Genomic DNA, 26733 nt, shown 5'->3' on the forward strand with positions numbered 1-26733 from the left:
GGTGAAAGACCTCGCAAGTCAAGACAGATGGCGGAGATGTTTCGAAAGAGACGTCAAAGTTATAGGGTCAAGTGACTAAGAGCATGTGGTGGATGCCTTGGCGATGATAGGCGACGAAAGACGTGATAGCCTGCGAAAAGCTTCGGGGAGCTGGCAAATAAGCTTTGATCCGGAGGTATCTGAATGGGGAAACCCACCTAGCGATAGGTATCGTTGACTGAATACATAGGTCAACGAAGCGAACCGGGTGAACTGAAACATCTCAGTAGCTCGAGGAAAAGACATCAACCGAGATTCCGAAAGTAGTGGCGAGCGAAATTGGAAAAGCCTTGCAGTGATAGCGCGCTGGTTAGCAAAACGGGATGGAAAGCCCGGCCATAGCAGGTGATAGCCCTGTATGCGAAAGCCAACGTGTGGTACTAGGCTGCAGACAAGTAGGGCGGGGCACGAGAAACCCTGTCTGAACATGGGGGGACCATCCTCCAAGGCTAAATACTCATCATCGACCGATAGTGAACCAGTACCGTGAGGGAAAGGCGAAAAGAACCCCGGGAGGGGAGTGAAATAGATCCTGAAACCGCATGCTTACAAAAAGTAGGAGCCCGCAAGGGTGACTGCGTACCTTTTGTATAATGGGTCAGCGACTTACATTCAGTGGCAAGGTTAACCGAATAGGGAAGCCGTAGAGAAATCGAGTCCGAATAGGGCGAATTTAGTCGCTGGGTGTAGACCCGAAACCAAGTGATCTACCCATGGCCAGGATGAAGGTGCCGTAACAGGTACTGGAGGTCCGAACCGACTAGTGTTGCAAAACTAGCGGATGAGCTGTGGATAGGGGCGAAAGGCTAAACAAACTTGGAAATAGCTGGTTCTCTCCGAAAACTATTTAGGTAGTGCCTCAAGTATTACCGTCGGGGGTAGAGCACTGTTTAGGCTAGGGGGTCATGGCGACTTACCAAACCTATGCAAACTCCGAATACCGATGAGTACAGCTTGGGAGACAGAGCACCGGGTGCTAACGTCCGGACTCAAGAGGGAAACAACCCAGACCGCCAGCTAAGGTCCCTAAAATTGGCTAAGTGGGAAACGAAGTGGGAAGGCTAAAACAGTCAGGATGTTGGCTTAGAAGCAGCCATCATTTAAAGAAAGCGTAATAGCTCACTGATCGAGTCGTCCTGCGCGGAAGATGTAACGGGGCTAAGCCAGTTACCGAAGCTGCGGATGCACAGTTTACTGTGCGTGGTAGGAGAGCGTTCTGTAGGCCTGTGAAGGTGTGTTGTAAAGCATGCTGGAGGTATCAGAAGTGCGAATGCTGACATGAGTAGCGTTAAAGGGGGTGAAAAGCCCCCTCGCCGTAAGCGCAAGGTTTCCTACGCAACGTTCATCGGCGTAGGGTGAGTCGGCCCCTAAGGTGAGGCAGAGATGCGTAGCTGATGGGAAACAGGTCAATATTCCTGTACCGATGTGTAGTGCGATGTGGGGACGGAGAAGGTTAGCTCAGCCAACTGTTGGACATGTTGGTTCAAGCCTGTAGTCGTGCCTGGTAGGCAAATCCGCCGGGCTAAGATGAGGGGTGATAACGAGGAAGCTTGCTTCCGAAGTGAGTGATACCCTGCTTCCAGGAAAAGCCACTAAGCTTCAGCTGCACACGACCGTACCGCAAACCGACACTGGTGCGCGAGATGAGTATTCTAAGGCGCTTGAGAGAACTGCGGAGAAGGAACTCGGCAAATTGATACCGTAACTTCGGGAGAAGGTATGCCCTAAGTAAGTGAAGTTGTACAAACGGAGCTGAACAGGGTTGCAAAAAATCGGTGGCTGCGACTGTTTAATAAAAACACAGCACTCTGCAAACACGAAAGTGGACGTATAGGGTGTGACGCCTGCCCGGTGCTGGAAGATTAAATGATGGGGTGCAAGCTCTTGATTGAAGTCCCAGTAAACGGCGGCCGTAACTATAACGGTCCTAAGGTAGCGAAATTCCTTGTCGGGTAAGTTCCGACCTGCACGAATGGCGTAACGATGGCCACACTGTCTCCTCCGCAGACTCAGCGAAGTTGAAATGTTTGTGATGATGCAATCTCCCCGCGGAAAGACGGAAAGACCCCATGAACCTTTACTGTAGCTTTGTATTGGACTTTGAACGGATCTGTGTAGGATAGGTGGGAGGCTTTGAAGTGAGGTCGCTAGATCTCATGGAGCCAACGTTGAAATACCACCCTGGTGCGTTTGAGGTTCTAACCTGGGTCCCTTATCGGGATCGGGGACAGTGCATGGTAGGCAGTTTGACTGGGGCGGTCTCCTCCCAAAGCGTAACGGAGGAGTTCGAAGGTACGCTAGGTACGGTCGGACATCGTGCTAATAGTGCAATGGCATAAGCGTGCTTAACTGCGAGACTGACAAGTCGAGCAGATGCGAAAGCAGGACATAGTGATCCGGTGGTTCTGTATGGAAGGGCCATCGCTCAACGGATAAAAGGTACTCTGGGGATAACAGGCTGATACCGCCCAAGAGTTCATATCGACGGCGGTGTTTGGCACCTCGATGTCGGCTCATCTCATCCTGGGGCTGTAGCCGGTCCCAAGGGTATGGCTGTTCGCCATTTAAAGAGGTACGTGAGCTGGGTTTAAAACGTCGTGAGACAGTTTGGTCCCTATCTTCCGTGGGCGCTGCAGATTTGAGGAAGCCTGCTCCTAGTACGAGAGGACCGGAGTGGACACACCTCTGGTGTACCTGTTGTCACGCCAGTGGCATCGCAGGGTAGCTAAGTGTGGAAGAGATAACCGCTGAAAGCATCTAAGCGGGAAACTCGTTCCAAGATGAGATCTGCCGGGGGCTCGACCCCCCTGAAGGGTCGTTCTAGACCAGGACGTTGATAGGCTGGGTGTGCAAGAGCAGCAATGCTTTGAGCTAACCAGTACTAATTGCCCGTGCGGCTTGACCCTATAACTTTGACTTAACCGTCAATCTGTTATGCCAAGCACGCAATCAAATTCAATCTGACAAGACTCTATGAATTCGCCAGCCAGACCAACCATCTGGCCAGCAACAAGTTATGCCTGACGACCATAGCAAGTTGGTACCACTCCTTCCCATCCCGAACAGGACAGTGAAACGACTTTGCGCCAATGATAGTGCGGATCCCCGTGTGAAAGTAGGTCATCGTCAGGCTCCTATTCCAGCCCAGCAGCGCCCCGCACTAATACAGTGCGGGGCGCTTCTGCTTGGGGAAACGACTTTCATCAACGGGGTGCCCCTCGTGGGGTATCTGCGGGATTCAGATGGCCAATGCTGCGCCGTCCACGAAGACCTTCAGCTCGTTGTGAGCAAAGGGCGTCCAGGGCTCGTCGCGTGTCAGCGGCGCTGTGACGATGACTGCCACCCGATCGGCCGGTGTCGTGTGTTGCGAGAAGTCGATACTCAAGTCTTCATCAGACAAATGCGCCTGTGCAAACGGATGCCTGCGTTCCGTGTAGCAAAGATTTGTGGATGCATGGGCCCAGAGGGCCTGGCCATTGGAGAGCAGGAAATTGAAGGTGCCATGGGGTGCGATGACTCCCGCCAGTTCCCGCAGCGTGCGCGTCAGTTCTTCGACGCAGGGCACGGTCGCATGGGATTTCGCCAGCTCCTGCATGATCCAGCAAAAGGCGTGTTCGCTGTCCGTTGAGCCTACCGGTCTGAACTGAGCGTGCAGACGGGGGCGAAAATCCTTCAAATCGCCATTGTGTGCAAATACCCAGTACCGTCCCCAGAGCTCACGCACGAAGGGATGACAGTTCTGCAGGCTCACGGGCCCCTGCGTGGCTTTGCGGATATGTGCAATGACGTTTTGGCTCTTGAGGGGATAGTTGCGGATGAGATCTGCGATGGGTGAATCGACCGCGCGGGCATGATCGACAAACAAGCGGACGCCTCGATCCTCAAAAAAAGCAATGCCCCAGCCATCGCAGTGATCGCCTGTGCGTCCGGCACGTTGGGAGAAGCCGGTGAAGCTGAAGGTGACATCGGTGGGCGTGTTGCAGTTCATTCCGAGCAACTGGCACATGGCAGAACGGCTCCCGATTGAAAAAAATTGGGGTGCGATGAATTGCCTGGAGCAACCAGCCGTTGGACTGGTCGAGGATCACGCGTGACTAATTGCCATTGTGCACAGGCGGGTTGAACCGCCCCGGGTTTTGAGGAGGCTCCAACACTTGAGAAGATGGAGCTATGAACAAGTCACCGAAGTTCTCCCCGGAAGTGCGCGAGCGCGCCGTGCGCATGGTGCAGGAGCACCGAGCCGACTACCCGTCGCTGTGGGCAGCGATTGAATCGATTGCCCCCAAGATTGGCTGCGTGCCACAGACCTTGAACGACTGGGTCAAGAAGGCCGAGGTCGACAGCGGCCAGCGCCCCGGCACCACCACCTCGGATGCGCAGCGCATCAAGGAACTGGAGCGTGAGGTCAAAGAATTGCGCCGGGCCAACGACATCCTGAAGACGGCCAGCGCGTTTTTCGCGCAGGCGGAGCTCGACCGCCGACTCAAGTCGTGAAGGCCTACATCGACCGCCACCGTGATGACTACGGGGTCGAGCCCATCTGCCGGGCGCTGCAGATGGCCCCGTCGTGTTACTGGCGCCACGCAGCCCGGCAACGCAACGCGCAACTGCGCAGTGCACGCGCCCAGCGTGACGAGGGTTTGAAGGCCGACATTCAGCGCGTGTGGCACGCCAACTGGCAGGTCTACGGAGCCGACAAGGTCTGGCTGCAGATGAACCGCGAGGGCATCGTGGTGGCGCGCTGCACGGTCGAGCGTCTGATGCGTGCCATGGGCTTGCAAGGGGCACGCCGTGGCAGGGCGGTGCGCACCACCACGCCGGATACCTCGGCCCCGTGCCCGCTGGACCACGTCAACCGGCACTTCCATGCCAGCCGTCCCAACGAGCTATGGGTGTCGGACTTCACCTATGTCTCCACCTGGCAAGGCTGGTTGTATGTGGCCTTTGTGGTGGATGTGTACGCTCGGCGCATCGTGGGCTGGCGCGTCAGTCGCAGCATGCAGACGGACTTCGTGCTCGATGCCCTGGAGCAGGCTCTGTACGAACGCCAGCCAGCGGCCCATGTCTTGACGCACCATTCCGACAGGGGCAGTCAGTACGTCAGCATCCGCTACACCGAACGCTTGGACCAGGCGGGCATACAACCTTCGGTGGGCAGCAGGGGAGACAGCTATGACAACGCGCTGGCCGAGACCATCAACGGTCTGTACAAGGCCGAGTTGATTCACCGCCGGGGACCTTGGAAGACCAGGGAATCCGTGGAACTGGCCACCCTGCAATGGGTGCACTGGTTCAACCACGTCCGACTGCTCACGCCGATTGGGGGCATCCCTCCGGCAGAAGCTGAGGCAAACTACTGGAGGCAACTCGCCGCCAGCGACACCTCGACAAAGGTGTCAACTTAAACCAACCGGCCTCCTCGATACCCGGGGCGGTTCAGGTTGCCTTGTGCGCAGGAGGGGCAGAGGCAGCGCAGTCCCCGCTCGGTGGCGGGCAGGGATGCCAGCACTGTAGGCGAGATCTCAGTGTGCATGCACCAACAATCGAACCCAGCGGCTTCGCTTGAAGGCGTGGCCATGCCGCACTGATTGGCATGCCCGCAGCTTGGGCAGATGCCGTCGTCGGGGGGATGTGGTGTATTCATCGTTTCGCAGCCGTTCCGGTTCACCGAGTGTAGGCCCATGAAAGAACGACGGCACCCGCAGGTGCCGTCGTATTTTTTGGAAGAACGAGCCTTTAGCGCCTATAAATAGTGCGCAAACCGCTACAGATTCAATAGCGTTTGATCAGGCAGATGCCTTGAGCTTGAGGCGCCAGGCGTGCAACAGGGGCTCGGTGTAGCCGCTGGGTTGCTGTAGGCCCTTGAAGACCAGATCGCAGGCAGCCTGATAGGCCATGCTGGTATCGAAGTGACCGGCCATGGGGCGGTACAGCGGGTCGCCAGCGTTCTGGCCATCCACCACAGCGGCCATGCGTTCGAAGGTCTCGCGCACCTGGGCCTCGGTCACCACGCCGTGGTGCAGCCAGTTGGCCATGTGCTGGCTGCTGATGCGCAGCGTGGCACGGTCTTCCATCAATCCAATGTTGTGGATGTCCGGCACCTTGGAGCAGCCAACCCCCTGGTCCACCCAGCGCACCACGTAGCCGAGGATGCCCTGGGCGTTGTTGTCCAGTTCCTGCTGCTTCTCGGCATCGCTCCAGCTGGGCGCAGCCGCCACGGGCACCGTGAGCAGCCCGGTCAGCAAGTTGTCGCGTTCGGCATTGGCGTCGATCTTTTCCAGTTCGATCTGGATATCGCTCACCTTCACCTGGTGGTAGTGCAGCGCGTGCAGCGTGGCGCCCGTGGGGCTGGGCACCCAGGCGGTGTTGGCGCCCGCCTTGGGGTGGGCGATCTTCTGCTTGAGCATCTCGGCCATCAGGTCGGGCATGGCCCACATGCCCTTGCCGATCTGCGCCTTGCCGCGCAGGCCGCAGGACAGGCCGACGAGCACGTTGTTGCGCTCATAGGACTGGATCCAGGCGCTGGTCTTCATGTCGCCCTTGCGGATCATCGGGCCGGCCAGCATGGCGGTGTGCATCTCGTCGCCGGTGCGATCCAGGAAGCCGGTGTTGATGAAGGCCACTCGGCTCGATGCGGCGGCAATGCAGGCCTTCAGGTTGACGGAGGTGCGGCGCTCCTCGTCCATGATGCCGAGCTTGACCGTGCTGTCGGGCAGGCCCAGGAGCTTTTCCACGCGGCCGAACAGTTCTGCGGCGAAAGCCACTTCCGTGGGGCCGTGCATCTTGGGCTTGACGATGTAGACCGAGCCCTTGCGCGAGTTGCGCAGACCGCCTGCGCCATGGCCCTGCAGGTCGTGCAGCGCGATGGTGGTGGTGACCACGGCGTCCATGATGCCTTCGGGGATCTCGCGCTGCTGGCCCTGCGCGTCCGTCCAGAGGATGGCCGGGTTGGTCATCAGGTGGCCGACGTTGCGCACGAACATCAGGCTGCGGCCATGCAGGCGCACTTCGCCGCCGTTGGGGCCGGTGTAGACGCGGTCGGGGTTGAGGCCGCGCGTCAGGGTCTTGCCGCCCTTCTCGAACGACTCGGTCAGCGTGCCCTTGAGGATGCCCAGCCAGTTGCTGTAGCCCAGCACCTTGTCCTCGGCGTCCACGGCGGCCACGGAGTCCTCCAGGTCGAGGATGGTGGAGAGCGCGGCCTCGAGCACCACGTCACTCACGCCAGCGGCGTCCGACTGGCCGATGGGCGTAGTGCGGTTGATCTGGATGTCCAGGTGCAGGCCGTTGTGCTGCAGCAGCACCGACGAGGGGTTGGCCGCATCACCCTGGTAACCCTGGAACTGGCCGGGGTTCTTCAGGCCGGTGCTGGCGCCGCCCAGCTGCACCACGAGCTGGCCGCCTTCCACACGGTAGCCGGTGGCATCCTTGTGCGAACCGCTGGCCAGCGGCGCGTTGTCGTCCAGCACCTGGCGGGCGAAGGCGATCACCTTGGCGCCGCGCACAGGGTTGTAGCCCTTGCCCTTCTCGGCGCCGCCCTCTTCGCTGATGGCGTCGGTGCCGTACAGCGCGTCGTACAGGCTGCCCCAGCGCGCGTTGGCGGCGTTCAGGGCGTAGCGCGCGTTCAGGATGGGCACCACCAGCTGCGGGCCGGCCTGCGTGGCCAGTTCATCGTCCACATTGGCCGTGGTGATCTTCACGTCGGCCGGCTGGGGCACGAGGTAGCCAATTTTTTCCAGGAAGCCACGGTAGGCCACCATGTCCTTGATCGGGCCGGGGTTGGCTTTGTGCCAGGTGTCCAGCTCGGTCTGCAGGCGGTCGCGCTCGGCCAGCAGGGCGATGTTGCGCGGAGCCAGGTCGGACACGATGGCGTCTAAGCCCTTCCAGAACGTGGCAGCGTCGATGCCGGTGCCGGGCAGCACCTGGTCTTCAATGAAGCGGTGCAGGTTGGTGGCCACTTGCAGGCCGTGGACGGTGGTGCGGTCGGTCATGGTGTAAGCCTCGGACGAAGTCGATGAAAACAATGGAGCCACTGGGGCATGACAACACTGTATTGCAGATACAGGGCGGCATAAATAGCCTCAATATCTCAAAACCAATGACTTTTTCGCAAAAATCGGCCGAGCTCAGAGCTGCAGTGCTCCCCAGCAATACCCATCGCCCCCAGCCCGGAAAAGGAGGGGCCACCACGAACGCCCGTTGCATCCCGATAACTCCCCCAGCAAATGCTCCCGGCGTCGTGGCAGACTCGGCCCATGTCCGAGCCCACGCTCCTTGTCGCTGACGACCACCCTCTGTTCCGCGCTGCCGTGTTGCATGTGCTGCGCGAACGCCTGCCCCAGTACCGCACGCTGGAGGCTGCCAGCGCCGCCACGCTGGGGCAGGCCTTGCAGGAACACCCGGAGGTGGAGCTGGTGTTGCTGGATCTGAGCATGCCCGGTACGCGCGGCTTTTCGGCCTTGCTGCATGTGCGCGGCGAGTACCCGGAGCTGCCTGTGGTCATCATCTCGTCCAACGACCACCCGCGTGTGATTCGCCGTGCACAGCAGTTTGGCGCCGCCGGTTTCATCCCCAAGTCTGCGCCCGCGGAGGCCATGGGCGAAGCCATTGCCGCGGTACTGGACGGCGGCAGCTGGTTTCCACCCATGGCGTCCGAGCGCTCTGAAGCCGACGCTGAGCTCGCAGCACGCCTGGCGCAGCTCACGCCCCAGCAGTTCCGCGTGCTGCTGTGCCTGGCCGATGGCCTGCTCAACAAACAGATCGCCGCAGAACTGGGCCTGGCCGAAAACACCGTGAAAGTGCACGTCACCGCCATTCTGAAAAAGCTGGAGTGCTACAGCCGCACCCAGGCTGCGGTGCTGGTCAAGAGCCTGGAGGCGGAGGACGGTGCGACGGGTTGATGGTGGGGTGGTTGAGAATGTCTTTTTATAAAAAGATGCTCTAGCGCTTATCAATAAAGCGCTAGTAGCTATAAAAATAATAGCATTTGTACGCTTCGAAAGCGCCTTAGCGCATCCGCAGCAAGGTTTGGCTGACCAGGGCCCGCAGCGCGGGCGCACGCACCGGCTTGGCCAGAAAGCCCCAGCCGCGCTCGGCGGCCTGGCGGCGCAGGGTGGCGTCGCGTTCGGCGGTGACCAGGATCACGGCGGGGCTCTGGCCCCAGCGCTGGCACAGCTCAGCGAAAACATCCGGGCCGAGGTGGCCTGCGCCCAGATGCACATCCAGCAGCACCAACTGGGGCGCCTGGCCTGGGCGGGCGTGCTCCAGCGCCTGTCGTGCACCACCGGCCAGCGGTACCGCGCAGCCCCAACGCTGCAGCAAGGCCTGGGTGGCAGCGCAGGTGGGGCCATCGTCTTCGATCACCCAGGCGCTGTGGCCCTGCAGCGGGGCGTCGTCGGGCGAATGGAGTGCGTTCGTCGCGGGCGCAGCCGGCTGTACCGCGGCGGCGTCACCCAGCGGCACGCAGACCCAGAACACGCTGCCGCGCCCCAGCTGCGAGCGCAGGCCGATTTCATGCCCCAGCAGGCGGCCCAGCCGCTCCACGATGGCCAAGCCCAGGCCGGCGCCCCGGTCATCGGCGCGGCCCTCGTCCAGGCGGCGGAATTCTTCGAAGATCTCGCGCTGCAGCGCCTCGGGGATGCCGGGGCCCTGGTCGTGCACCTCGATGCGCAGGTGCTCCCCCTCTGGGCGGCAGACCCGACGGCAGCCCACCACGATGCGGCCCCGGCGGCTGTAGCGGATGGCGTTGGAGACGAAGTTCTGCAGGATGCGGCGCAGAAGGTTTTCATCGGTGCGCACCACGGCGCGCGTGGGCACGCAGCGCAGGCTCAGGCCCTGGCTTTCGGCCAGCACGCCGAAGTTGTGGCTCAAGACCTGCAACAGCGGCCCCAGCGGCACGTCGCGGATGTGCACGTCGAGCTGGCCCGATTCCATGCGCGAAATGTCGAGCAGACTGTTGAGGATGGCGTCCTGCGCGGCCAGCGCGCCTTCAATGCTGTCGGCGGTGTGCCGCCCGGCCTCGTCGTGCAAATGGCTGCGCAGCAGCGAGGTGAACATGCGCGCCGCGTTCAGGGGCTGCAACAGGTCGTGCACGGCGGCCGCCACAAAGCGGGTCTTGGAGCGGTTGGCGCGCTCGGCCTCGCGCCGGGCGGCGTCCAGATCGCGCGTTCGGTCCGACACGCGCTGCTCCAGTGCATCGGCCAGTGAGCGCAGTTCGCGCGCCGCGTTCTTGTAGCTCGTGATGTCAGCATAGCTGGTGACGAACCCGCCTTCGGGCAGCGGGTTCCCCCGGATCTCCAGCACGGTGCCGTCGTCCTTGGCGCTTTCGTGCAGGTGGGGTGTGCCGCTGCGCAGGTGGGCCAGGCGTCGCTCGATGGCGTCCTCCACCGGGCCGGGGCCCAGCAGCCCCCGGCGTGCGTTGTGGCGCAGCAGGTCGGCGATGGGGCGGCCCACCTGCATCAGGTCGGCCGGAAAGCGGAACAGCTGCACATAGCGCGAGTTCCAGGCCACCAGCCGGAGGTCGGCGTCGATGATGACCACCCCCTGGGGCAGATGCTCCAGGCTGCGCGAGAGGCCCTTGTCCGTCTGCTCGGCGGCCTGTTGCGCTGCCTGAACGATGCCGTCCTGCGCGGTGCGCAGTTCCTGGGCGTGTTGCTGCAGCACGGTCTCCAGCTCCTGGCGGCTGCGTTGGCGCAAGCGATCCAGGCGCTGGCGCTGGCGCACAAAGAGCACCAGCAGCGAGAGCGCCAGCCAGCCGCCAGCGCCCGAGGCTGCGGCCCAGCGACTGTCGGTCAGGCTGCTGTGCGTTGCATGCACCAGGTGCAGTTGCCACGGGGTGCCGGGCAAGGGCTGGGTTTGCCACAGCACGCGGCCTGCGGGCGTGGGCATGTCGGAGGTCGGCTGCAGGCGCACCAGGCGGCCGCCGTTGTCCATATGGTCGTCCACGCGCAGGTCCAGGGGGCGCAAAGGCTGATCGGAATACTGGCGGGTGGCGTTCAGTTCGCGCCGCTGGTCGTCGTCCAGCGGCTCCAGCAGTCGGTACCGCCAGGCATCCTGGCTGGCAAGAAAGACAACGCCATAGGCGTCAGAGGCGAGCACGATATCGGGTGTCTGCAACCATTCGCGCTCCAGCTCCTGCAGCGCAATCTTGATGGCCACCAGTCCCAGGATCTGGCCGCTGTCGTCGCGGATGGCCTGCGACAGAAAGTAGCCTGGCTCCCCGGTGGTCACGCCAATGCCGTAAAAACTGCCACGCCCCTGGGCCAGTGCCTGCTGCACATAGGGGCGAAAACTGTAGTCCTGCCCCACGTTGCTGGTCGTGGAGCGCCAGTTGCTGGCGGCCACGGCCATGCCGCGGCGGTCGAGCAGGGTGAGGGTGGAGGACTGGCTGGCGCCGTTGGCCTGCTCCAGTTTGCGGTTGAGCTGCTCCACCTCTGCCGGGCGCAAGGGGCGGCGCAGGGCGTCTTGCAGCTGCGCGTCCAAGGCCAGCACTTCGGGCAGCGTGCGGTAGCGGTCAATGCGCTGGGCCAGCGTTTGTCCATACAGGGCCAGCTGGCGCTGCACGCTTTCGCTCTCGTCATGCAAAGACCTTTGCCAGGCCCACTGACTGGCCGCCCACATGCTGAGCACCGTGCCCACAAGCAGGGTGAACAGCGTCCAGAACTGGCGAAGGCGGGGCATGGGCATGGCAGGAAGGCAGGCTTGTCACACGGTGGTGGGGCCACGCGGGTGCGGTGGCGAGTGTGCCGGATTCATCTGGAAACTAGGGGATTACCCTGATTGGGCGCGCGTGATCTCCTCTGACGCCCTGTCGGACTAATACCAATAGGTTATCGGCACAAACGCATCGCAGCGGTACAAACGGCACCCTTGATGCACCACCGGCGGTGCAGCCCCGCGAATCCTGGAGATCTACCCATGCACACCCATTCCGCCCCCGCAGCGTCCACCTTGAAGCTGCCTTTTTACCGGCAGCTGTACTTTCAGGTGGTACTGGCCATTGTCCTGGGCGTCTTGCTGGGCCATTTTGAGCCTGCCTACGGCGAGGCGCTCAAGCCTCTGGGCGATGCCTTCATCAAGCTGGTGAAGATGATCATCGCCCCGGTGATCTTCCTGACCATTGTGACCGGCATTGCAGGCATGTCGCAGTTGAGCACCGTGGGCCGTGTGTTTGGCAAGGCCATGGCGTATTTCCTGTTCTTCTCCACGCTGGCATTGGTGGTGGGGCTGGTGGTGGCCAACGTGGTGCAGCCCGGCGCGGGCATGAACATCAACCCGGCCGACCTGGACCAGACTGCCGTGAAGGGCTACGTGGCCAAGTCGCACGAGATGACGCTGACCGGCTTTGCGTTGGACATCATTCCCAAGACGCTGGTCAGCCCCTTCGTGGGCGACAACATCCTGCAGGTGTTGCTGGTGGCGGTGCTGTTCGGCATTGGCCTGGCCATGGTGGGTGAGCCGGGCCGCCCCGTGCTGAACTTTCTTGAAGCCCTGACCACCCCGGTGTTCAAGGTGGTGGGCCTGGTCATGAAGGCGGCGCCCCTGGGCGCGTTTGGTGCCATGGCCTTCACCATCGGCAAGTTCGGCCTGGGTTCGCTGGTCAACCTGGCGTGGCTCGTGGGCTCGTTCTACATCACCTCGCTGCTGTTTGTGGTTGTCATCCTGGGCTTTGTCAGCCGCCTGTGCGGTTTCTCGGTGCTCAAGCTGTGTCGCTACCTCAAGGCCGAGCTGATGCTGGTGCTGGGCACCTCGTCGTCGGAGTCGGCCCTGCCTTCGCTGATGGAGAAGATGGAAAAGGCCGGTTGCAGCAAGTCGGTGGTGGGCCTGGTGGTCCCCACGGGCTATTCGTTCAACCTGGACGGCACCAACATCTACATGACGCTGGCGGCGTTGTTCATCGCCCAGGCCACCAATACCGAACTGACGCTGGGCCACCAGATCATGTTGCTGCTGGTGGCGATGCTGTCGTCCAAGGGCGCTGCGGGCGTGACGGGCGCGGGCTTCATCACCCTCGCTGCCACCCTGGCCGTGGTGCCCGAAGTGCCGGTGGCCGGCATGGCGCTGATTCTGGGCGTGGACCGCTTCATGAGCGAATGCCGTTCGCTGACCAATTTCATCGGCAATGCGGTCGCCACGGTGGTGGTTTCGCGCTGGGAAAACGCGCTGGACCCTGCGTGCCTGGAAGCTGCGCTCAACGGCCACCTGTCGCCCGTGCCCGCAGTGGCCGAGGCTGCCCCTGCCGAAGTACCCGCAGTCGCCGCAGCTCGCGCGGCGGTCTGATCCCCTGGCCGCCCAGGCTCTCATGGGCGGCCAAGACCTTCGGGTCTGCGCCGCAGTGCGGTGTTGCGGCACCGTGGAATTCCTCAGGATTTGTAGAGCAAAATGCTATACAAATCATAGCTACTGGCGCTTGTTGTACAGGCGCTGGATGCTGATTTTTCTTGAAAAATCTGGCCATCGGCAGCGTGGGGGCTCCACGGCGTGGGGGCGCACTTTGTCCCGATAATTCCCCCCCATGGACAAGCTCAAGGCCTTCGAGTCTTTCGTGTCGGTGGCCACGCGCGGCAGCCTGACGGCAGCGGCGCGCGCCGAGGGCGTGGCGCCCGCCATCATGGGGCGGCGGCTCGATGCGCTGGAGGAGCACCTGGGCGTCAAGCTCCTGGTGCGCACCACGCGGCGCATCAGCCTCACGCACGAAGGCGCCGCCTTCCTCGAAGACTGCCAGCGCCTGCTGGCCGACGTGGCCAACGCCGAGGCCAGCGTGTCGGCCGGGGGCGTGCGGGCCAACGGCCATTTGCGCGTCACGGCCCCGGCAGGCTTTGGGCGCCGCCATGTGGCGCCCCTGGTGCCCCGGTTCCTGGCCGAGCAGCCTGCGGTGACGCTCTCGCTCAATCTCAGCGACCGTGTGGTGGACCTGGCAGCCGAGGGCTTTGACTGCGCCGTGCGCGTGGGCGACCTGCCCGACTCGTCGCTGGTGAGCGTGCGCGTGGCCGACAACCGGCGCCTGTGCGTGGCCACGCCCGAATACCTGCAGCGCAACGGCACGCCGCGCCACCCCAGCGAACTGGTGCAGCACGATTGCCTGACGCTGTCCAGCGAAGCCTCGCAGACCCGGGGCTGGGCGTTTCGCATGCCCACGTCGGCGGGCGGCTCCGAGGTCGTGCACCTCAAGCCCGCAGGCCCCATGGATTGTTCGGATGGCCAGGTGCTGTACGACTGGTGCCTGGCGGGCCATGGCATCGCCTGGCGCAGCACCTGGGAGGTGGAGGGCGACATCGCCGCCGGTCGGCTGGTGGCGGTGCTGGAGGATTTCGCCGCGCCGCCCAATGGCATTTACGTGCTGTTCCCGCAGCGCAAGCATCTGCCGCTGCGGGTGCGCCTGTGGATTGATTTTCTGCGCCACCATTTCGCCCAACCGGCGTTCTGGTCGCGGTCTGCCGCCGCCGCAGACCCGTCAGCGCCACCTCATTGAAACCCCAAGGATCCCGTACCGTGATACTCGAAAGTCTGCTGGCCTACGCCCACATCATGGCCTTTTTGATGCTGGCCACCTTCATGACCAGCGAAACCGCGCTGTGCCGTGCCGAGTGGGTGAACCCGGCCGTGGTCCGGCGCCTGGTGTGGGTCAATGTGCTGAGCCTGGTGTCGGGCGCCCTGGTGCTGCTCACCGGGCTGGCACGCACCTACTGGGGCGTCAAGGGCGTGGCCTGGTATTGGGCGCAGCCTTTGCTGCACACCAAGATCACCCTGCTGGTAGCCATGCTCGCGCTGCTGGTCCTGGCCGCGCGGCAATACCGTGCGTGGCGCCGTGAACTCGACGCCCAAGGCAGCCTGCCATCGCCCGAGGCCCTGCGGCGCACGCGCAAGCTGGTGATGTGGTCCGCGCACCTGATGGTGGTGGTGGCCCTGCTCGCTGTCTTTTTGGCGCGGGGCGTTGGCACGCGCTGATGGGCCGATCCACAAGAAAGCCCCGTGGCAGAGCCAGCGGGGCTTTGTGACGCAGGGAGCAGAGTCTTACTTCTTCAGGCATTCGCTCATGAAGGCCTTGCGCTCGTCGCCCTTGAGGTCCTTGGCCTTGGCGTCGGCATTGCAGGTCTTCATCTTGTCCTGCTGTGTAGCGGGTTTGTTGCTGAGGCATTCCTTCATGAAGGCCTTGCGCTCGTCGCCCTTGAGGTCTTTGGTCTTGGCGTCTGCGTTGCAGGTGGCCATCTTGGTCTGTTGCTTGGTGGGGGCTTTCTCTTCGGCGGCGTGGGCGCTGCCCAGGGCCAGGGACAGGGCCAGTGCACTGAACGTAACAAGCTGCTTCATGGTTTCTCCAGGGTGGTGAAAAGGCTGGTGAAATTCCAACACACAAGCGCTCTGCGCACAACGCATGGCGAGGCGGGCGTGGGCTGGGCGCCACGGCCCCGTAAAATCCCGCGATGCTTTCCGTCAAGACCGAATTGCTCGCCGCCCTGGCGGCCGAGCTGGAACAACTTTCCCCCGGCGCAGGCGCCAAGGCGGCGTTCGAGTCGCCCAAGGTCGCCGCGCATGGCGACTTTGCCTGCACTGCGGCCATGCAACTGGCCAAGCCGCTCAAGCTCAACCCCCGTGCGCTGGGCGAACAGCTCAAGGCCGCGCTGGAGGCCACACCCGCCTACCAGCGCTGGGTGGACGCCATCGAGATCGCCGGCCCTGGGTTCCTGAACATCCGCCTCAAGCCTGCTGCCAAGCAGGAGGTGGTGCGTGAGGTGCTGGCCGCTGGCGATGGTTACGGCTGCCAGCCTGCGCGCGGTGAGCGCGTGCTGGTGGAATTCGTCTCCGCCAACCCCACGGGCCCGCTGCACGTGGGCCATGGCCGCCAGGCCGCCATTGGCGACGCCATCAGCAACCTGTTCGCCACGCAGGGCTGGAGCGTGCACCGCGAGTTCTATTACAACGACGCAGGCGTGCAGATCGACACCCTCACCAAGAGCACGCAACTGCGCGCCAAGGGCTTCAAGCCCGGCGACGACTGCTGGCCCACCGACAGCGACAACCCGCTGGCCAAGAACTTCTACAACGGCGACTACATCGCCGACATCGCCGAGGCCTTCAAGGCCAAGGCCACCGTGAAGGCCGACGACCGCGAGTTCACCGCCAATGGCGATGTGGAGGACTACGACAACATCCGTCAGTTTGCCGTGGCCTACCTGCGCAACGAGCAGGACAAGGACCTGCAGGCCTTCAATCTGCACTTCGACGAGTACTACCTGGAGTCCAGCCTGTACACCAGCGGCCGCGTCGAGGCCACGGTGAACAAGCTGGTGGCCAACGGCAAGACCTACGAGCAGGACGGCGCCCTGTGGCTCAAGAGCACGGACTATGGCGACGACAAGGACCGCGTCATGCGCAAGCAGGACGGCACGTACACCTACTTCGTGCCCGACGTGGCCTACCACATCGCCAAGTGGGAGCGCGGCTTTACCAAGGTCGTCAACATCCAGGGCACGGACCACCACGGCACCATTGCCCGCGTGCGCGCGGGCCTGCAGGCGGCCGACGTGGGCATCCCGCAGGGCTACCCCGACTATGTGCTGCACACCATGGTGCGCGTGGTCAAGGGCGGCGAAGAGGTCAAGATCAGCAAGCGCGCGGGCAGCTACGTCACGCTGCGCGACCTGATCGAGTGGACCAGCAAGGACGCGGTGCGCTTCTTCCTGCTCAGCCGCAAGCCCGACACCGAGTACACCTTTGACGTGGACCTGGCCGTGGCGCAGAACAACGACAACCCCGTGTACTACGTGCAGTACGCGCATGCGCGCATCTGCTCGGTGCTCACGGCCTGGGGTGGCGACGTGGCCGGTCTGCAGGGCGCGGACCTGTCGGCGCTCGACGGCCCGCAGGCCCAGGCGCTGATGCTGCAACTGGCCAAGTACCCGGCCATGCTCACGGCCGCCACCGAGGGCGAGGCGCCGCACGACGTGACTTTCTACCTGCGTGACCTGGCGGCCAGCTACCACAGCTACTACGACGCCGAGCGCATCCTGGTGGACGACGAAACCGTCAAGCGCGCGCGCCTGGCGCTCATCGCAGCCACCGCGCAGGTATTGCACAATGGACTGGCGGTGCTGGGCGTATCGGCCCCCCGCAGAATGTGAGTGGTAACTGACTTATGAAATCCCAACACCGGGGCGGAACCATTGTCGGCTTCATCGTCGGCCTGATCGTGGGCCTGGGCGCTGCCCTGGCGGTGGCCGTGTACGTGACCAAGGTGCCCGTGCCCTTCATGAACAAGGGCGCGGTGCGCAACGGCGACAACGACGAGGCCGAGGCGCGCAAGAACCGCGACTGGAATGTCAACGCCCCCCTGGCCGGCAAGACGCCTGCCAAGGTGACCGCGCCGCCCGCTTCGGCTGCGGCCTCCGGTGCTGTGGGGGCGGCGCCCGATGCGCGGCAGGCTGCCGCTTCTGCCGCCAAGCCCGCCGCCAGCAAAGCCGAGGGCAAGCCCGGTGCCGATCCGCTGGGGGATCTGGCCAGCGCCCGCGCGGCTGCCGCCGGGCAGGTGGATCCCTTTGATTACTACGTGCAGGCAGGTGCTTTCCGCAACCAGCAGGACGCCGATGCACAGCGTGCCAAACTGGCCATGCTGGGCTGGGAGGCGCGTGTGAGTGAACGCGAGCAGAATGGCCGCAATGTGTACCGCGTGCGCATCGGGCCGTTTGCCAAGCGCGACGATGCCGATCAGCTCAAGGAAAAACTGGCGGGCGCGGGGGTCGAGTCGGCCCTGGTGCGGGTGCAGCGCTGAACTTTTGCCTGCCCCCTTGCTCCCACCCCCACCTGTCATTGGAGAACCATGGATATGAAACGACGCAGCTTCACCCTTTCTGCCGCATCGGCACTGGCCGCTTCCAGCCTGGCCTTGCCCGTGTGGGCCCAGGCCCAGCCGAAGGAAGGCAAGGACTACACCCGCCTGGGCAAGCCCGTGGCCACCGACGCGCCCGCAGGCAAGGTCGAGGTGATCGAGTTCTTCTGGTACAACTGCGGCCACTGCAACACCTTTGAGCCGGTGTTCGAGTCCTGGGCCAAGGGTGCCGAGGCCAAGGGCGTGGTCGCGCGCCGTGTGCCCGTGGCATTCAATGCCAGCTTTGTACCGCAGCAAAAGCTCTTCTATGCGCTGCAGGGCATGGGCAAGGTGGCGGAGATCCATCCGCGCGTGTTCCGTGCCATTCACGTCGAGAAAATCAATCTCTCCAAGGAAGATGCCATCATGGCCTGGATGGCCAAGCAGCCCGGCATCGACATGGCCAAGTTCAAGGAAATGTACGCTTCCTTCAACGTCGCCAGCCAGGCACAGCGGGCCGCGCAATTGCAGGAGGCCTACGGGGTCGAAGGCACGCCGTCCATGGGCGTGGCGGGTCGGTTCTATACCGATGGCACCATGGCAGGCAGTCTGAATGCGGTGCTGCAGGTGGTGGACCACCTGGTGGCCGTGTCCCGCAAGGGCTGACGCGCTACCCCCCCGGTTTCCAGCGCCGGATTCCGCGGGTTCTGCGTCCCGGCCCCACGGGCCGGGGCTACAATGCTTGCAAGATTCGTGCCCTGCACAATATTTGCATGCCCCTGCGCGGCATGTCTGACAGGAAAGCCGCATGGACATTCGTTTTTTGACCCGCCCCGGCCGTACGACCACGGTACGGGCCCGGCGTGCATGGGCCGCAGCCCTGCTGATGGCTGCCGCCTTGGGCGGCTCCGTGCCTGCCCTGGCCGAAAAGGCCGATCGCAACAAGCCCATGAACATCGAGGCCGATGCGCTGCGCCACGACGACCTCAAGCAAACCAGCGTGTTCACCGGCCGGGTGGTCATGACCAAGGGCAGCATAGTGCTGCGTGGTGCGCGCCTGGAAGTGCGCCAGGACGCCCAGGGCTTCCAGTTCGGTACCGTCAGCGCCGAGCCCGGGCAGCGCGCCTTTTTCCGCCAGCGGCGTGACGTGGCGCCGGGCGCTCCCGAGGAGTACATCGAGGGCGAGGGCGAAGTCATCGAATACGACGGCCGCAACGACGCAGTGCGTTTCGTGCGCCGCGCCGAACTGCGTCGCCTGCGCGGCACGGCGGTCAGCGATGAGATCACGGGCGCCGTCATCGTCTATAACAACCTGACCGACGTGTTCACCGTCGATGGCCAGAAGGCCGCGCCCAGCGCGGCAGGCGACGGCCCGGCACCGGGCGGGCGTGTGCGTGCCGTGCTCTCGCCCAAGGAGCCACCTGCCGGGGCCGCGTCGGCCCCGGTGCAGGAACCTGCCGACGCCAGCCCGGCCCTGCGGCCCAGCAGCACGCTGGGCGGCACGCGGTGAACGGGGGCGGCATGGAGCACAACGAACCCGCAGCGGCGAACAGCCGGCTGGAAGTGCTGCACCTGGCCAAGGCCTACGGCAGCCGCAAGGTGGTCAAGGATGTCTCGCTCACCGTGCAAAAGGGCGAGGTCGTCGGTCTGCTCGGCCCCAACGGTGCGGGCAAGACCACCTCGTTCTACATGATCGTCGGCCTGGTGCGCAGCGACGCCGGCGACATCCGCATCGACGGCCAGTCGGTTGCACACATGCCCATCCACCGGCGCTCGCGCCTGGGGCTGTCGTATCTGCCGCAGGAGGCGTCGATCTTTCGCAAGCTCAGCGTGCAAGAGAACGTGCGCGCCGTGCTGGAGCTCCAGCGCGACGCCCAGGGCCAACCACTCAGCAATGCGGTGATCGAGGAACGCCTCACGGCGCTGCTGCAGGAGCTGCGCGTGGATCACCTGCGCGAATCGCCCGCCATGGCCCTGTCGGGCGGAGAGCGGCGCCGCGTGGAGATCGCACGCGCCCTGGCCACGCAGCCGCGTTTCATTCTGTTGGACGAGCCCTTTGCCGGCATCGACCCGATCGCGGTGATCGAGATCCAGCGCATCATCGGCTTTCTCAAGGAGCGCGGCATCGGCGTGCTCATCACCGACCACAACGTGCGCGAGACGCTGGGCATTTGTGACCACGCCTTCATCATCAGCGACGGGCATGTGCTGGCCCAGGGCACACCGTCCGAGATCGTGGACAACGCCGAGGTGCGCCGCGTGTACCTTGGCGAACACTTCAGGATGTGATGAAGCCAGGGCTCTCGCTCCGCGTATCGCAGCACCTGGCGCTGACGCCGCAATTGCAGCAGTCCATCCGGCTGCTGCAACTGTCCACCCAGGAGCTGTCGCAAGAGATCGAGCAGATGCTCGACGAGAACCCATTCCTGGAGCGCTCCAGCGACGAGGCCGAGCGCGAGGCCTTTGGCCTGAGTCAGGCCGACATGCCTGCGCAACGGGACGATGCCACCGCTGACGCCGCTATCATTTCAGGAGCTTCTGGCGCAGATGCAGCAAGCGTAGAGGGCCAAAATGATGCCGAAACTTCCGTCCTGGGTGAAGAACCCGGCTGGGAGGGCGACGGCACCACCGAGATCGCTCCCGACGACAGCGAATGGGGCGGTGACGCGCCCGCGCGCCAGCAAGGCGCTGCTGCCGATGAGGACACCGACGCCACGGAATGGGTGCACACCCAGGAATCCCTCACCGAGCATCTGCACCGCCAGGCCCTGGCGCTGCGCCTGTCCGACGTGGACAGGGCGGCGCTGCGCTTTCTCATCGAATCGCTGACCGAAGACGGCTACCTTGAAGACCCGATCGAGACCCTGGCCCAGGGGCTGGCGGGCACGGACGACCCGGAGCAACTGGATGAACTGGTGCACCACTTCACGGTGGCGCTGCGTCTGTTGCAAAGCCTGGAGCCCACCGGCGTGGGCGCGCGCAACCTGGCCGAATGCCTGGGCCTGCAACTGCGCGCGCTGTTGCAGGAGGGCGCGGCCGACGCCGAGACCGTGCAGGCGGCCCTGTGCATCTGCGGCCAGTCGCTGGACCTGCTGGCGCGGCGCGACGTGCGCCGCCTGGTGCAGCTGTGCGGCTGCAGCGAGGAACGCACCCGTGCCGCGATGGCGCTGATCACCCGGCTGGAGCCGCGCCCAGGCCGGCGCTTTGCCGATGTGGAGCGCAACGCCGTGGTGCCCGACGTGCTTGTCACGCGCAGCGGTCGCAGTGGGCAGAACTTTGTGGTGCAGCTCAACCCCGAGGTCATGCCCAAGCTGCGCGTGCACGACGTGTACGCGGGCGCCTTGCGCGGCCACCGCGGGGGCGAAGGCCACCAGGCGCTGCAACAGCGCTTGCAGGAGGCGCGCTGGTTCATCAAGAACATCCAGCAGCGCTTTGACACCATCCTGCGCGTTTCGCGCGCCATCGTCGAGCGGCAGAAGAACTTCTTCGTGCATGGCGAGCTGGCCATGCGCCCGCTGGTGCTGCGCGACATTGCCGACGAGCTGGGTCTGCACGAATCGACCATCTCACGCGTGACCACGGCCAAGTACATGGCCACGCCGCAGGGCACGTTCGAACTGAAATATTTCTTCGGCTCGGGCCTGGGCACCGACACGGGCGGCAACGCCTCCAGCACGGCGGTGCGCGCACTCATCAAGCAGTTCATCGCCGCCGAGAGCCCCGCCAAGCCCCTGTCCGACAGCCAACTGGCCGACATGCTCAAGGAGCAGGGCATCGAGTGCGCGCGCCGCACTGTGGCCAAGTACCGCGAGGCGTTGCGCATCCCCACCGCCACGCTGCGCAAGGCACTCTAGCCATCTGCGGCCGCTGCCAGCGGCCTTTCCACTTCGGCCCTTCCGCTGCCAAGCCGCTAGCCAGTGCGCAGGCGCAGCCGGGTGTGGCCGCGTGCGCGGCGGTTCGGCAGCGCCAATGCTGGCGCGGGTTTGCCACGTCCGCTCAGGGTATTCCCGAGGGTGTATCCGTTCTGGCACACAACTTGAGAAGTCTTGTGGGCACAGGACGGGTGCGCCGCTGCGCGCGCCCGCCTGCCCACAACAAAGACACCCTCACGAGGAGACCGACCGTGGAAACGTTTTACGAGGTGATGCGCCGCCAGGGCATCTCGCGGCGCAGCCTGCTGAAGTTCTGCTCGCTCACGGCGACTTCTCTGGGCCTGGGCCCGGCGTTCGTGCCGCAGATTGCCCATGCCATGGAAAACAAGCCGCGCACGCCCGTGCTGTGGCTGCACGGGCTGGAGTGCACCTGCTGCTCCGAGTCCTTCATCCGCTCGGCGCACCCGCTGGCCAAGGACGTGGTGCTGTCCATGATCTCGCTGGACTACGACGACCTGCTCATGGCCGCCGCAGGCCACCAGGCCGAGGCCGCGCTCGACGAGGTGATCGAAAAGTACAAGGGCCAGTACATCCTGGCGGTGGAGGGCAACCCGCCGCTCAACGAGGACGGCATGTACTGCATCCAGGGCGGCAAGCCCTTTGTGGAAAAGCTGCGCCGCGTGGCCAAGGACTGCAAGGCCATCATCTCCTGGGGCTCGTGTGCGTCCTGGGGCTGCGTGCAGGCGGCCCATCCCAACCCCACGCGCGCCACGCCGGTGCACAAGGTCATTCTGGACAAGCCCATCATCAAGGTGCCGGGCTGCCCGCCCATCGCCGAGGTGATGACGGGTGTGATCACCTACATGCTCACCTTCGACCGCATCCCCGAGCTCGACCGCCAGGGGCGGCCCAAGATGTTCTACAGCCAGCGCATCCACGACAAGTGCTACCGCCGTCCGCACTTTGACGCAGGCCAGTTTGTCGAATCGTTCGACGACGAGAACGCGCGCAAGGGCTACTGCCTCTACAAGGTGGGCTGCAAGGGCCCCACCACCTACAACGCCTGCTCCACGGTGCGCTGGAATGATGGGACGAGCTGGCCCGTGCAGTCGGGCCATGGCTGCCTGGGCTGCTCGGAAGAGGGCTTCTGGGACAAAGGCTCGTTCTACGACCGGCTCACCAACATCAACGCCTTCGGTGTCGAGTCCAACGCCGACAAGGTGGGCGTGGCTGCGGCCGGGGCCGTGGGCGCGGCCGTGGCGGCGCATGCGGCGGTGTCCATGCTCAAGCGCGCCTCCGACAAGAACGAGCCGGCCAAGGCCGACCACTGATCCAGCACAAGGAGCCACGCACCATGGGCGCCAACGACCAGACCCCCTTCGCACTCGACAACAGCGGCAAGCGCATCGTCGTCGATCCTGTCACGCGCATCGAGGGGCATATGCGCTGCGAGGTCAACCTCGACAGCAACAATGTGATCCGCAACGCGGTATCCACCGGCACGCTCTGGCGCGGGCTGGAGGTCATCCTCAAGGGGCGCGACCCGCGCGACGCCTGGGCCTTCGTCGAGCGCATCTGCGGCGTGTGCACCAGCAGCCACGCGCTGACCTCGGTGCGCGCCGTGGAGGATGCGCTGGGCATCAAGATTCCCAAGAACGCGCACCTGATCCGCGAAATCATGGCCAAGGCCCAGATGGTGCAGGACCATGTGGTGCACTTCTACCACCTGCACGCGCTGGACTGGGTGGACGTGGTCGCCTGCCTCAAGGCCGACCCCAAGAAGACCTCCGAGCTGCAGCAACTGGTGTCGCCCGCGCACCCGCTGTCCTCGCCGGGCTACTTCCGCGACATCCAGAACCGCATCAAGAAGTTTGTCGAGAGTGGCCAGCTTGGGCCGTTCAAGAACGGCTACTGGGGCTCCAAGGCCTACATCCTGCCCGCCGAGGCCAACCTCATGGCCGTGGCGCACTACCTGGAGGCGTTGGATCTGCAGAAGGAATGGATCAAGATCCACGCCATCTTCGGCGGCAAGAACCCGCACCCCAACTACCTGGTGGGCGGCATGCCCTGCGCCATCAACATTGACCGCGACGGCGCGGCGGGGGCGCCCATCAACATGGAGCGGCTCAACTTCGTCAAGGCGCGCATCGACGAGGGCAACGCGTTCTATCGCAACGTCTATCTGCCCGACGTGCTGGCCATCGGAACGCTGTACAAGCAGGCGGGCTGGCTCTACGGCGGCGGTTTGGCGGGCCTCAACGTCATGGACTACGGCGAGCACGCCAAGGTCAGCTACGACAAGAGCACCGACCAGTTGCCCGGCGGTGCCATCATCAATGGCGACTGGAGCAAGATCCATCCGGTCGATCTGCGTGACCCCGAGCAGATCCAGGAATTCGTCACCCACTCCTGGTACAAGTACGCCGACGAAACCAAGGGCCTGCACCCCTGGGACGGCGTCACCGAACCCAACTACGTGCTGGGCGCCAAGACCAAGGGCACGCGCACCGACATCCACGAAATCGACGAAAGCGCCAAGTACTCCTGGCTCAAGGCCCCGCGCTGGCGCGGCCATGCCATGGAGGTGGGGCCGCTGGCGCGCTACATCCTGGCCTATGTGCACGCGTCGCAAGGCAACAAGTATTGCCAGCGCGCCAAGGAGCAGGTGGACTTCCTGGCCAGCATGGTCAACAGCGGCATTCCCAAGGCGCTGGGCTTGCCCGAAACGCAGTACACCCTCAAGCAATTGCTGCCCACCACCATCGGCCGCACGGCAGCCCGCTGCCTGGAAGGCCAGTACCTGGGCGAGTTGCTGCTCGAAGACTGGCACTCGCTCGTGGCCAACATCAAGGCAGGCGACACCGCCACGGCCAACGTCGAGAAGTGGGACCCGTCCACCTGGCCCAAGGAGGCCAAGGGCGTGGGCACATCGGCCGCACCGCGCGGAGGCCTGGCGCACTGGATCCGCATCAAGGACGGCAAGATCGACAACTACCAGTGCGTGGTGCCCACCACCTGGAACGGCAGCCCGCGCGACGCCAAGGGCCAGATCGGCGCCTTCGAAGCCGCGCTGCTGGGCACACCCATGGTCAACCCGGAGCAGCCGCTGGAGATCCTGCGCACCCTGCACTCGTTCGATCCCTGCCTGGCGTGCTCCACGCACGTCATGGGACCGGACGGGCAGGAACTCACCTCGGTCAAGGTACGCTGAAGGCCTCGGAACGACATAGGAGACAAACATGCGAATGAACACTGTTGCAGTCAAGGGCCTGCTGACCATTGCCCTGTGTGCCCTGGGCGGAGCGGCCCAGGCCCATGTGGGCCACGAGGGCGGCCATGCCGCCACTTTTGTCAGCGGACTGGCACACCCCGTGTCGGGACTGGACCACCTGCTGGCCATGGTGGCCGTGGGTCTGTGGTCTGCCGTGACCCTGCCGCAGCGCCGCTGGCAGGCGCCCGCGGTGTTCGTGGCCGCCATGGCCCTGGGGGCCTTGCTGGCGCACCTTGGGGCTGCACTGCCCTTGGGCGGCGCGCTGGAAGTGATGATTGCCGCCAGCGTGGTGCTGCTGGGCGCGCTGCTGGTCAGTGGCGCGGCACTGCCCGCCGGGCTGGGCCTGGGGCTGGTGGGCGCGTCGGCCCTGTTGCATGGCACGGCCCACGGGCTGGAAATGGCTGCGGGTGCTTCCTTCCTGGCCTATGGCGCGGGTTTTGTGTTGTCCACGGCAGCGCTGCACTTTGGCGGCATGGGTCTGGGCGTGCTGCTGCAGCGTGTGCGGGCGGTGCTGCCGCGCGCGGCGGGAGCCCTGATCGGCGGCGCGGGCCTGGCATTGCTGCTGGCCCGCATTTGAGCGCACTGGCAGCGCACGGTCCCACCCCCCCAGGAGGCGCGCATGAACCCCTCGACCCCCCAGAACCTGGCCGACATCACCGGCATCGACGAACGTACCGTGGCGAATGCGCCGCAGGTGCGCTCGGTCTATGTGTACGAGGCGCCGGTGCGCGTGTGGCATTGGATCAACGCATTGGCCATCACCGTGCTGTGCGTCACGGGCTACCTCATCGGGTCCCCCCTGCCCAGCGTGAGCGGCGAGGCCAGTGACCATTTCCTCATGGGCTACATCCGGTTTGCCCATTTCGCGGCAGGCTATGTGTTCGCCATCGGCCTGGCCGGGCGCGTGTACTGGGCCTTCGTGGGCAACCACCATGCCCGCGAGATGGTCACGCTGCCCGTGCTGCGCCTGGCCTACTGGCGTGAGGTGTGGGCCATGTTCACCTGGTACCTGTTCCTGCGTCCGCGCCCCAACCAATACGTGGGCCACAACCCGCTGGCACGGCTGATGATGTTCGTGGGCTACTTCCTGCTCTCGCTGTTCATGCTGGCCACCGGTTTTGCACTGTATGGCGAAGGCCTGCAGGCCGGGTCCTGGGTCGACCGCATGTTTGGCTGGCTCATCCCTCTGCTGGGCCAATCGCACGGCGTGCACACCTGGCACCACCTGGGCATGTGGGCCATGGTGATCTTCGTGATTGCGCACATCTACGCCGCCGTGCGCGAGGACATCATGGGCCGCCAGAGCATCGTCAGCACCATGGTCTCCGGCTACCGCACCTTCAAGGATTGATTGCCGCCATGCCCGGCACCGCCCGTCGCCATGCCCCTGGGGCCCAGCGCCTGCCGCACCCGGCGGGTGTGCCCCTGCGCTGCCCACCCCATCCGGGGCGGTTTCTGGCGCGGCATTTCCTGCGTCCGCTCTCCCTGAGTCAGACCGAAGCAGCGCGCCTGCTGGGCGTGTCGCGGCGCAGGCTCAATGAAATCATCCAGGGCCACCGCGGCATCACCCCCGACACCGCCATCCGCTGCGCCATGGTGTTTGGCACCGATGCCCTGTTCTGGTTGGCCCTGCAGTCCCGCTGGGACAGCTTCCACGCCTGGAAGCACCTGCGCAGCATGGCGTGGGTTCACTGAGTCGTTCTTCCTCCCCTTTTTGAGTTCATTGCACACCATGGCCTCTCGCTCGCCTGAAA

General features: G+C 64.2%; 21 protein-coding genes, 2 rRNA genes and 1 other annotated feature. Of the genes, 18 read left to right on the forward strand and 5 right to left on the reverse strand.

The genetic code is table 11. The features are described from left to right. The first annotated feature begins 65 nt into the window (after positions 1 to 65). Together GWK50_RS01095 and rrf are read left to right on the forward strand one after the other, a co-directional pair. Positions 66 to 2945: ribosomal RNA gene (locus GWK50_RS01095) — 23S ribosomal RNA — on the forward strand. A 113-nt stretch (positions 2946 to 3058) separates the two neighbouring features. Next, positions 3059 to 3171: ribosomal RNA gene (gene rrf / locus GWK50_RS01100) — 5S ribosomal RNA — on the forward strand. Between the two features lie 106 nt (positions 3172 to 3277). Here the strand turns inward: rrf and GWK50_RS01105 are convergent. Then, complete coding sequence (locus GWK50_RS01105) at positions 3278 to 4045, reverse strand: class II glutamine amidotransferase (RefSeq protein ID WP_162014893.1); 768 nt, start codon at positions 4043 to 4045, stop codon at positions 3278 to 3280. Between the two features lie 164 nt (positions 4046 to 4209). Between GWK50_RS01105 and GWK50_RS01110 the strand changes: the two genes are divergently transcribed. Beyond that, a protein-coding gene (locus GWK50_RS01110; protein ID WP_162014894.1) for an IS3 family transposase occupies positions 4210 to 5444 on the forward strand; the annotation gives its coding sequence in 2 pieces (ribosomal slippage) (positions 4210 to 4498 and positions 4498 to 5444; 1236 coding nt in all). Next, positions 4488 to 4604, forward strand: a sequence feature (AL1L pseudoknot). It overlaps the preceding gene by 117 nt. On the opposite strand, the gene GWK50_RS01115 is transcribed toward GWK50_RS01110, so the two are convergent. Both GWK50_RS01115 and GWK50_RS01120 read right to left on the reverse strand, forming a co-directional pair. After that, positions 5441 to 5722: a cysteine-rich CWC family protein gene (locus GWK50_RS01115; protein ID WP_347339479.1), complete on the reverse strand. Its 282-nt coding sequence runs from the start codon at positions 5720 to 5722 to the stop codon at positions 5441 to 5443. The genes GWK50_RS01110 and GWK50_RS01115 overlap by 4 nt on opposite strands. 103 nt (positions 5723 to 5825) lie before the next feature. After that, complete coding sequence (locus GWK50_RS01120; RefSeq protein ID WP_162014896.1) at positions 5826 to 8027, reverse strand: malate synthase G; 2202 nt, start codon at positions 8025 to 8027, stop codon at positions 5826 to 5828. A 264-nt stretch (positions 8028 to 8291) separates the two neighbouring features. Here GWK50_RS01120 and GWK50_RS01125 point away from each other — a divergent pair, with 264 nt between their 5' ends. Continuing rightward, a complete protein-coding gene (locus GWK50_RS01125) occupies positions 8292 to 8936 on the forward strand; it encodes a response regulator transcription factor (protein WP_162014897.1) in 645 nt (214 codons plus the stop codon). A 106-nt stretch (positions 8937 to 9042) separates the two neighbouring features. Here the strand turns inward: GWK50_RS01125 and GWK50_RS01130 are convergent, their stop codons facing one another. After that, complete coding sequence (locus GWK50_RS01130; protein WP_162014898.1) at positions 9043 to 11721, reverse strand: PAS-domain containing protein; 2679 nt, start codon at positions 11719 to 11721, stop codon at positions 9043 to 9045. A 231-nt stretch (positions 11722 to 11952) separates the two neighbouring features. Between GWK50_RS01130 and GWK50_RS01135 the strand changes: the two genes are divergently transcribed. The 3 genes from GWK50_RS01135 to GWK50_RS01145 all read left to right on the forward strand — a co-directional run bounded on the left by GWK50_RS01135 (position 11953) and on the right by GWK50_RS01145 (position 14982). Next, positions 11953 to 13314, forward strand: coding sequence for a dicarboxylate/amino acid:cation symporter (locus tag GWK50_RS01135; protein ID WP_162014899.1), 1362 nt, complete (start codon positions 11953 to 11955; stop codon positions 13312 to 13314). A gap of 235 nt (positions 13315 to 13549) precedes the next feature. Then, positions 13550 to 14506, forward strand: a complete 957-nt coding sequence (locus tag GWK50_RS01140) for a LysR family transcriptional regulator (protein WP_162014900.1) — start codon at positions 13550 to 13552, stop codon at positions 14504 to 14506. Between the two features lie 20 nt (positions 14507 to 14526). Then, positions 14527 to 14982 (forward strand): DUF2214 family protein, encoded by a 456-nt coding sequence (locus tag GWK50_RS01145; protein ID WP_162014901.1) that lies wholly within the window; start codon positions 14527 to 14529, stop codon positions 14980 to 14982. Positions 14983 to 15048: 66 nt separating this feature from the next. On the opposite strand, the gene GWK50_RS01150 is transcribed toward GWK50_RS01145, so the two are convergent. Further along, positions 15049 to 15342 (reverse strand): PsiF family protein, encoded by a 294-nt coding sequence (locus GWK50_RS01150; protein WP_162014902.1) that lies wholly within the window; start codon positions 15340 to 15342, stop codon positions 15049 to 15051. Positions 15343 to 15455: 113 nt separating this feature from the next. Between GWK50_RS01150 and argS the strand changes: the two genes are divergently transcribed. From argS to GWK50_RS01205, 11 genes are all read left to right on the forward strand, one after another. After that, positions 15456 to 17153 carry an arginine--tRNA ligase gene (gene argS / locus GWK50_RS01155; RefSeq protein ID WP_162014903.1) on the forward strand — a complete coding sequence of 566 codons (1698 nt, stop codon included), beginning with the start codon at positions 15456 to 15458 and terminating at the stop codon, positions 17151 to 17153. Positions 17154 to 17167: 14 nt separating this feature from the next. Further along, the gene (locus GWK50_RS01160) at positions 17168 to 17800 is read left to right on the forward strand and encodes an SPOR domain-containing protein (protein ID WP_162014904.1); all 633 of its coding nucleotides are present in this window, start codon (positions 17168 to 17170) and stop codon (positions 17798 to 17800) included. A gap of 54 nt (positions 17801 to 17854) precedes the next feature. Next, a complete protein-coding gene (locus GWK50_RS01165) occupies positions 17855 to 18502 on the forward strand; it encodes a thiol:disulfide interchange protein DsbA/DsbL (RefSeq protein ID WP_162017967.1) in 648 nt (215 codons plus the stop codon). Positions 18503 to 18722: 220 nt separating this feature from the next. Beyond that, entirely contained in the window at positions 18723 to 19346 is a 624-nt protein-coding gene (lptA, locus tag GWK50_RS01170) for a lipopolysaccharide transport periplasmic protein LptA (protein ID WP_162017968.1), read from the forward strand. A gap of 11 nt (positions 19347 to 19357) precedes the next feature. Continuing rightward, entirely contained in the window at positions 19358 to 20125 is a 768-nt protein-coding gene (gene lptB, locus GWK50_RS01175) for an LPS export ABC transporter ATP-binding protein (protein WP_162014905.1), read from the forward strand. Then, positions 20125 to 21690 (forward strand): RNA polymerase factor sigma-54, encoded by a 1566-nt coding sequence (locus tag GWK50_RS01180; RefSeq protein ID WP_162014906.1) that lies wholly within the window; start codon positions 20125 to 20127, stop codon positions 21688 to 21690. Before lptB ends, GWK50_RS01180 begins: the two co-directional genes overlap by 1 nt. A 269-nt stretch (positions 21691 to 21959) precedes the next feature. Then, a complete protein-coding gene (locus GWK50_RS01185) occupies positions 21960 to 23039 on the forward strand; it encodes a hydrogenase small subunit (protein ID WP_162014907.1) in 1080 nt (359 codons plus the stop codon). Between the two features lie 23 nt (positions 23040 to 23062). Beyond that, positions 23063 to 24919: a nickel-dependent hydrogenase large subunit gene (locus tag GWK50_RS01190; RefSeq protein WP_162014908.1), complete on the forward strand. Its 1857-nt coding sequence runs from the start codon at positions 23063 to 23065 to the stop codon at positions 24917 to 24919. A 34-nt stretch (positions 24920 to 24953) separates the two neighbouring features. Further along, positions 24954 to 25556 (forward strand): HupE/UreJ family protein, encoded by a 603-nt coding sequence (locus GWK50_RS01195; protein ID WP_162014909.1) that lies wholly within the window; start codon positions 24954 to 24956, stop codon positions 25554 to 25556. A gap of 42 nt (positions 25557 to 25598) precedes the next feature. Next, positions 25599 to 26330 carry a Ni/Fe-hydrogenase, b-type cytochrome subunit gene (gene cybH / locus GWK50_RS01200; RefSeq protein ID WP_162014910.1) on the forward strand — a complete coding sequence of 244 codons (732 nt, stop codon included), beginning with the start codon at positions 25599 to 25601 and terminating at the stop codon, positions 26328 to 26330. Between the two features lie 8 nt (positions 26331 to 26338). Continuing rightward, entirely contained in the window at positions 26339 to 26674 is a 336-nt protein-coding gene (locus GWK50_RS01205) for a HigA family addiction module antitoxin (protein WP_162014911.1), read from the forward strand. Positions 26675 to 26733 lie beyond the last annotated feature (59 nt).

Origin of the sequence: Acidovorax sp. 210-6 (assembly GCF_010020825.1) — a bacterium.
Classification (GTDB): domain Bacteria; phylum Pseudomonadota; class Gammaproteobacteria; order Burkholderiales; family Burkholderiaceae_C; genus Simplicispira; species Simplicispira sedimenti.